The organism is Actinocorallia lasiicapitis (assembly GCF_054778695.1).
In genome coordinates this window covers 1-6,531 of the sequence record NZ_BAAGZI010000340.1, presented here as the reverse complement: position 1 = coordinate 6,531, position 6,531 = coordinate 1, and the positions used below count along the sequence as shown (strand labels likewise).

7 protein-coding genes are annotated in these 6,531 nt (G+C 70.0%); 5 read left to right on the top strand and 2 right to left on the bottom strand.

The window, feature by feature from the left end; translation table 11 throughout:
* A partial coding sequence (locus ACYVE7_RS26860) for a hypothetical protein (RefSeq protein ID WP_460368372.1) occupies positions 1 to 362 on the bottom strand: 362 nt, incomplete at its 3' end.
* 120 nt (positions 363 to 482) lie between these two features.
* Here ACYVE7_RS26860 and ACYVE7_RS26855 point away from each other — a divergent pair.
* From ACYVE7_RS26855 to ACYVE7_RS26840, 4 genes are read left to right on the top strand one after another with little or no spacing between them, the layout of a single operon-like run.
* Positions 483 to 1,574 (top strand): polyamine ABC transporter substrate-binding protein, encoded by a 1,092-nt coding sequence (locus ACYVE7_RS26855; RefSeq protein ID WP_460368370.1) that lies wholly within the window; start codon positions 483 to 485, stop codon positions 1,572 to 1,574.
* Positions 1,571 to 2,440: an ABC transporter permease gene (locus tag ACYVE7_RS26850; RefSeq protein WP_460368368.1), complete on the top strand. Its 870-nt coding sequence runs from the start codon at positions 1,571 to 1,573 to the stop codon at positions 2,438 to 2,440. The genes ACYVE7_RS26855 and ACYVE7_RS26850 overlap by 4 nt, the downstream gene beginning before the upstream one ends.
* Positions 2,433 to 3,206: an ABC transporter permease gene (locus ACYVE7_RS26845; protein WP_460368366.1), complete on the top strand. Its 774-nt coding sequence runs from the start codon at positions 2,433 to 2,435 to the stop codon at positions 3,204 to 3,206. The genes ACYVE7_RS26850 and ACYVE7_RS26845 overlap by 8 nt, the downstream gene beginning before the upstream one ends.
* Positions 3,207 to 3,229: 23 nt before the next feature.
* A complete protein-coding gene (locus tag ACYVE7_RS26840) occupies positions 3,230 to 4,270 on the top strand; it encodes an ABC transporter ATP-binding protein (protein ID WP_460368364.1) in 1,041 nt (346 codons plus the stop codon).
* On the opposite strand, the gene ACYVE7_RS26835 is transcribed toward ACYVE7_RS26840, so the two are convergent.
* Complete coding sequence (locus ACYVE7_RS26835; RefSeq protein ID WP_460368362.1) at positions 4,267 to 5,115, bottom strand: lipase family protein; 849 nt, start codon at positions 5,113 to 5,115, stop codon at positions 4,267 to 4,269. The genes ACYVE7_RS26840 and ACYVE7_RS26835 overlap by 4 nt on opposite strands.
* A 104-nt stretch (positions 5,116 to 5,219) precedes the next feature.
* Here ACYVE7_RS26835 and ACYVE7_RS26830 point away from each other — a divergent pair.
* Positions 5,220 to 6,531: TIR domain-containing protein (locus ACYVE7_RS26830; RefSeq protein ID WP_460368360.1), on the top strand; the 1,312-nt coding region annotated here is incomplete at its 3' end.

The following is a 6,531-nucleotide window of genomic DNA, read 5'->3' as shown; positions in this document are numbered from 1 at the left end:
GACGCGTCGGCGAGCGCCGCCTCCACGCACCAGCGCCATCGGTCGGCGGCGTCCGGCAGGACGGCGGTGACGGAGGCGACGAGCGTGCCGTCGGGGCCGAACACCGCGCGGTAAGGACGCGCGGTGTCGGTGAACCCCGCCGCGGCCAGCCGTTCCAGCACGTCCAGGGCGCGGTGCGGCGGCGGCATCGGCGGGGTGAACCACTTGACGACCAGCCGATCGCCGACGATCACCGACCGATGGGTCTGGTCGTCCGGGATCACCCGCTCGGCGGGGTCGGCGAGCACGGGCAGGGGGGCGAGATCCCGCGCCGTGAAGGGCTTCGGGACCCCGTCCGGGGCCACCACATCTGTTGAATCCAAATTCAGTTCCGTAACAAAGAATAAACCTCATCAGGCCGGGAGAAGTCTTGTCGATGTTGAGGCTAGATGCAACACTCGGCGTCCATCCGCTGTCCCCCCGACCCGGAAGGTGGTGTCGACATGCTGCGCATGTCGGCCGCGACGCTCACCGCGGCTCTCGCCCTGTCCCTCGCCGCTTGTGGCGGCTCCTCCACTCCCGAAGGCTCCGCCGCGCCCGACCAGCTCAATCCGTCGGCCGACCTGAGCAAGCAGACGCTCACGGTCTCCAACTGGGACAAGTACATGCCGGAAGATCTGCCGGCGAAGTTCAAGGCGAAGGCGGGCCCGTCCGTCACGGTCACCAAGCACGCCACCAACGAGGAGATCGTCGCCAAGCTGACCGCCGGCGGCGACAGCGGCATCGACGTCGCCTTCGTGTCCGGCCAGTACGCCCAGGCGCTCGCCGAGCAGGGCCTGCTCGAACCGATCCACCCCGAGCTGATCCCGAACCTGAAGAACCTGTCGCCCGAGGCCACCCAGCTGGCCTACGACAAGGGCAACAAGTACTCGGTGCCCTACACCTGGGGCACCACGGGCCTGTGTTACCGGCGCGACCTCACCGGCTACGACCCGGACAGCTGGAACGACCTGCTGACCCCGAAGCCCGCCCTGAAGAAGAAGATCACCATGCTGGCGACCGAGCGCTGGCTGATGCTGCCCGCGCAGAAGTCGCTCGGCTTCTCCGCCAACACCCAGGACAAGGCCCAGCTCGACCAGGTCAAGGCGTCGCTGGTGAAGGCCAAGGAGAACCTGCTCGCCTTCGACGACACCACCTTCGGCGACCGGCTCAAGTCCGGTGAGTCCGCCCTCGCCGAGGCCTGGGACGGCTGGTGCCCGACCGACCAGAAAGACGTCAAGTTCGTCGTGCCCAAGGAGGGCAGCGACCTCTGGGTCGACACGATGGTGATCCTGAAGTCGTCGAAGAACAAGGAGGCCGCGCACGCCCTGATCGACTACATCCTCGACCCCGAGGTGCACAGCTGGGCCGTCGCGAACATCCTGTACAAGGTCCCGAACGCCGCCGCCATGGCGAAGGTCGACCCCGCGCTGCTCAAGAGCTACCCGCAGCTGGCGATGACCCCCGCCGAGCTGGTCAAGGGCGAGGGCCTGGTCGACCTCGGCGACGCGGGGCCCGACTACACCCGGATCGCCACCGAGGTCGCGGCCAAGTGATCTCCCGGGTCCGCAGGTTCAGGGCCGAGCCGCTGGTGCTGCTCGGCCCCGGCCTGGCCTACCTGCTGGTCTTCCTGGTCGTGCCGCTGGCCCTCGTGCTCGGCTACACGATCTTCAAGCGCGGGCGCTACGGCGGGATCGTCTACGAGACGACCGGCGAGAACTTCACCCGCGCGGCCGACCCGATCTACACCGACGTGCTGCTCCAGTCGGTGAAACTGGCGCTGATCACCACACTGATCGCGCTGGTGATCGGCTACCCGACGGCGTACGTGATCGCACGGCTGCCCGCGAAGTGGAAGGCGCTCGCGCTGGTCGCGGTCGTCCTGCCGTTCTGGACGAACTTCCTGATCCGCACCTACGCCTGGATCGTGCTGCTCAACTCCCAGGGCCTGGTCAACTCGGCGCTGACCGATCTGGGCGTCGTCGACCGGCCGCTGGAGCTGCTGTACACCGACGGCGCGATCGTCACGGGCCTGCTCTACGCGTATCTGCCGTTGATGATCCTGCCGCTGTACTCGGCGATCGAACGGCTCGACCCGCAGTTGCGCGAGGCGTCGGCGAACCTCGGGGCCGCGCCCGCCAGGACCTTCCTGTCGGTCACGCTCCCGCTGACCCTGCCGGGCGTGCTGACCGGCTGCGTGTTCGTGTTCGTGCCGTCGCTCGGCAACTTCGTCATCCCCGAGCTGCTCGGCGGCGGCAAGCAGATCATGGTCGGCAACCTGATCCGCGACCAGTTCCTCAAGGCACGCGACTGGCCGTTCGGCTCGGTGCTCGCGCTGAGCGTCGTCGCCGTGCTGATCGTGCTGCTGACGGTGCAGGCGTGGGCCGCGCGCCGCTTCTCGGGGGAGGGCGACCATGCGTGAGGGTCGTTGGATGTACGGGCCGTTCTGGCTGACGTACCTGTTCCTGTACGCGCCGATCGCGGTGCTCGTGGCCATGTCGTTCAACGCCGCCGACACGCCCTACTCGGGGGGCGGTTTCAGCACGTCCTGGTACGGCGAGCTGGCACGCGACCAGGCGATCCGCGAGGGCCTGGTCAACACGCTGATCGTCGCGTCCGGCGCGACGGCCCTGTCGACCGTGCTCGGCACGCTGCTGGCCGTCGGGCTGGCCAGGCACACCAGGTCGCGGCTGCTGACCGCGCTGGCCACGCTGCCCGCGATCCTGCCCGATCTGGTCCTGGCCATCGGGCTGCTCGCCTTCTACACCCTCGTCCAGGCGAGCCTCGGGCTGCACTCGGTCCTGCTGGCCCACACCGTGTTCGGGATGGCGTTCGTCGCGACCGTGGTGCGGACCCGGCTGTCGCACGCCGACACCTCGCTGGAGGAGGCCTCCCGCGATCTGGGCGCCGGCCCGGTGACGACCTTCCTGCGGATCACGCTGCCGGGGCTGATGCCGGGGATCGTCGCCGGTGCGCTGCTGGCGTTCACCCTGTCCGTCGACGAGTTCGTGATCGCGTTCTTCACCGCCGGGCCGAAGGATCCGACGCTGCCGATCGTCATCTACTCGATGGTCCGCTTCGGCGTCACACCCGAGATCAACGCCCTGGCCACCGTGCTGCTGGCGGTCAGTTTCACGGTCGTGATCCTCGCCCAGCGCCTCACCCGGCTCACCGACTCCCTCCGCTGAACACTCTCTCCGTTAGGAACCGCATGACCCTGCTGAGCGTGCAGGGCGTCACCCGCCGCTTCGGCGACGTGACCGCCCTCGACGACGTCACCCTCGACATCGCCCAGGGCGAGTTCTTCGCCCTGCTCGGACCGTCGGGCTGCGGCAAGACCACCCTGCTGCGGATCCTCGCCGGCTTCGACCGCCCGGACGAGGGCGCCGTCACCCTCGACGGCGCCGACCTGCTCGCGTTCCCGCCGCACCGCCGCCCGGTCAACCTGATGTTCCAGTCCTACGCGCTCTTCCCGCACCTGACGGTCGAGAAGAACATCGCCTACGGGCTGGAGCGGGAGAAGCTGCCCAAGGCGGAGGTGCGCGAGCGGGTCGCGGACGCCCTGGAGACGATCGGCCTGACGGCCACCGCGCGCCGCCGCCCGCACCAGCTCTCCGGCGGCCAGCAGCAGCGCGTCGCCCTGGCCCGCGCGATCGTCAAACGCCCCCGCCTGCTGCTGCTCGACGAGCCGCTGTCGGCCCTGGACAAGCAGGTGCGCGCCGAGATGCAGCTGGAGCTGAAGCGGCTCCAGCACGAGGTCGGCATCACCTTCGTCGTGGTCACCCACGACCAGGAGGAGGCGCTGTCCCTGGCCGACCGGGTCGCGGTGTTCAACGCGGGCCGGGTCGAGCAGGTCGACGCGCCCGTCCCGCTCTACCAGCGGCCCCGCACCCGGTTCGTCGCCGGTTTCGTCGGCGCCAACAACCTCTTCGACGGCGTTGTCGGGGAACGGGGTTTCGAGGTCGACGGCCTGGGCGTCCTGCCGTGCCCGCCGCCGGGCGACCTCGCCCCCGGCGCCAAGGCGATCCTCGCGGTCCGTCCGGAGCGCATCGCCCTCGACCCGGACGGCCCGCTCGCCGGCACGGTCCTGGACACGAGTTTCTTCGGCGGCGCCTCCCGGATGACGATCGAGGTCCCCGCGGTCGTCCGCCCCGTCGAGGCCGTCACCTCGGGCACGGTCGCGGACGCCCCCGGCACCCCGGTCCGTTTCGGCTGGTCCGCCGAGGACGCCGTCGTCGTCCCGGCGGGCTAGCCGAGATAGGGGGCCAGGGCGCTCGCCAGCGCCGGTGTCCGCAGGTAGTGGACGGCTGAGTGCGGGTCGAAGCGGTGGATCGAGATCTGGTGGTCGTGGGAGACGCCGTCGAAGAACTCGGTGAAGCGTTCGGCCGGGTGGGAGACGGGGTCGCCGACGTCCGCGATGTTGATCCAGTCCCCGACGCCCGGCGGCTTGGTCCCGCGCGCGCCGGGGGAGGGGAGCAGCCGGTGGAACACCACATGCGGCACTGAGAGCGGGCTGCCGAGGGTGATCAGCCGCTGTACGCGCAGGTCGGGCCGTCGGTGCAGGGTCTCATAAGCGACGACGCTGCCCAGCGAGTGGGCGATGAGCACCCGGGGCCGGTGCCGCTCCAGCACCGCTTCCAGCCGTGACCAGCACCGTGCGCGCCGGTCGGCGTGCTGGGGCGAGAAGTAGGTGGCCAGTTCCCGGCTGAGCAGGGCGATGAGCAGGGTGGCCGCCGAGCCGTGCTCGCGGGTGAGCCACTCGGCCTGCCGCTTCACCAGATGACGGCTCCACGCGGCCTGCGCGGTCGAGGCGTCCGCCCCGGCGAGGTGGCCGACCCAGCCGGAGAAGATCCGCTGCGCGTCGGGCTCGAGGGTCTCGGGGGAGTCCGCGCCCATCGGCACACCTCTGGCCAGGCAGTCCGCGTAGTAGGCGACGGGCAGCTCCGCCGGCGGCGGTACGGCGGGGTCGAGCCCGCCGAGCCCGCCCGCCACCGACTCCAGCCACTTGCGGCCGAGCTCCCCGGCCGCGTCCTCGGCGTGTTTCGTGTAGTAGCGGTAGTTCCAGATTCCATGGACGCCGGCAACGAACAAGGTCACCTCGCCTTTTCCGTGATCGCCTTTTAACGGTCGGTTCTCCGCTGAATTCGCTGCCGACCGAAATGGCCCTACCGTCTCAGTGGTCACTGTAGAATAATGCGTCCATGCGAAGCGAGGGCATGTCCGGTCCGCAGCAGGGCGGGGAGTTCTTCTTCATCAGCTACTCGCCCGCCGACGAAGCCTGGGCCACCTGGATGGCCTGGGAGCTCGAAGCCGCAGGTCACCGCACGCTGCTTCAGGTCTGGGATTTCGTTCCCGGCACCAATTTCATCGATTTCATGGATCGCGCGGTCCGCGAGGCCACCGTGATGATCGCGATCCTCTCCGACACTTATCTGCGCTCCCGTTACGGCCGCACGGAATGGCAGGCGGCGCTCCGTTCGGACGTGGGAAACCGGCTCATACCCGTTCGTATCGAAGAATGCCGCCTTGACGGGCTGCTCGCCTCCATCACCTATGTGGACCTGGTCGGCATCCGCGACGGCGAACTGGCGAGGAACATGCTGATCCAGCGGATCAACGCCGCGCTCACCGGCCGCGCGAAACCGGCGCAGCGGCAGCTCTACCCGCACGACTTCCCCGCGCCCCCGTTCCCCGCGCTGCGGGAGGAGGCACCGGAGCCGGTCAGGCACCGGCAGCAGGTGCGCCCCGACTACCCGGGGGTGGCGGCGGAGTCCGAGGACACGGGCCCCGACCCGCGGTCGGAACTGGTCGTCCTGCATCTGCCGGGGCCCGGGTTCGGCGGCCCGGGCGTCCCGCTGCCCGCCGAACTCCAGGCGACGATCATGAGCGATCTGGAGGCGCTCCGGGCGTCGCACGGGGTGCCGCGGCCCGATCTCGTCGTGATCGACGGCGGCCTCACCGCCACCGGCAGCCGCCGCGAGGCAGACATCTGCTCGACCTTCCTGCAGGGGCTCAGAGAGCTGCTGCGGCTCGAACCCCAGCGGTTCGTGATCGTCCCGGGGGAGCGGGACGTCAGCCGCGCGGCCTGCCGGGCGTACTTCAACAACTGCGAGGCCGACGACGTCGCGCCGCAGCCGCCGTACTGGCAGAAGTGGCGCTACTTCGAGAAGGTCTTCAAGGGGTTCTACCAGGGGCTCGACTCCATCGGGTTCGAGGCGTCCCAGCCGTGGTCGCTGTTCGTCCTGCCGGAGCTGCGGGTGGTCGTCGCGGGCCTCAACTCGACGATGGCGATCAGCCACCGCGCGGAGGACCGCGACGGCAGGCTCGGGGCCGAGCAGACCGCGTGGTTCGCCGAGCAGCTCCGCAAGTACCAGGACGAGGGCTGGCTGCGGCTCGGCGTCATGAGCCACGAGCCGGGCGCCGACGCGGCGACCGGACTGGCGGACGCGGCGGCCTTCGCCGATCTCGTCGGCCCCCGGCTGCATCTGCTCTTCCACGGCGGCGCGACCGGCG

Coding starts and splice junctions, on each gene's coding strand:
- ACYVE7_RS26855 (WP_460368370.1), top strand. CDS start 483: ATGCTGCGCATGTCGGCCGCGACGCTCACCGCGGCTCTCGCCCTGTCC.
- ACYVE7_RS26845 (WP_460368366.1), top strand. CDS start 2,433: ATGCGTGAGGGTCGTTGGATGTACGGGCCGTTCTGGCTGACGTACCTG.
- ACYVE7_RS26840 (WP_460368364.1), top strand. CDS start 3,230: ATGACCCTGCTGAGCGTGCAGGGCGTCACCCGCCGCTTCGGCGACGTG.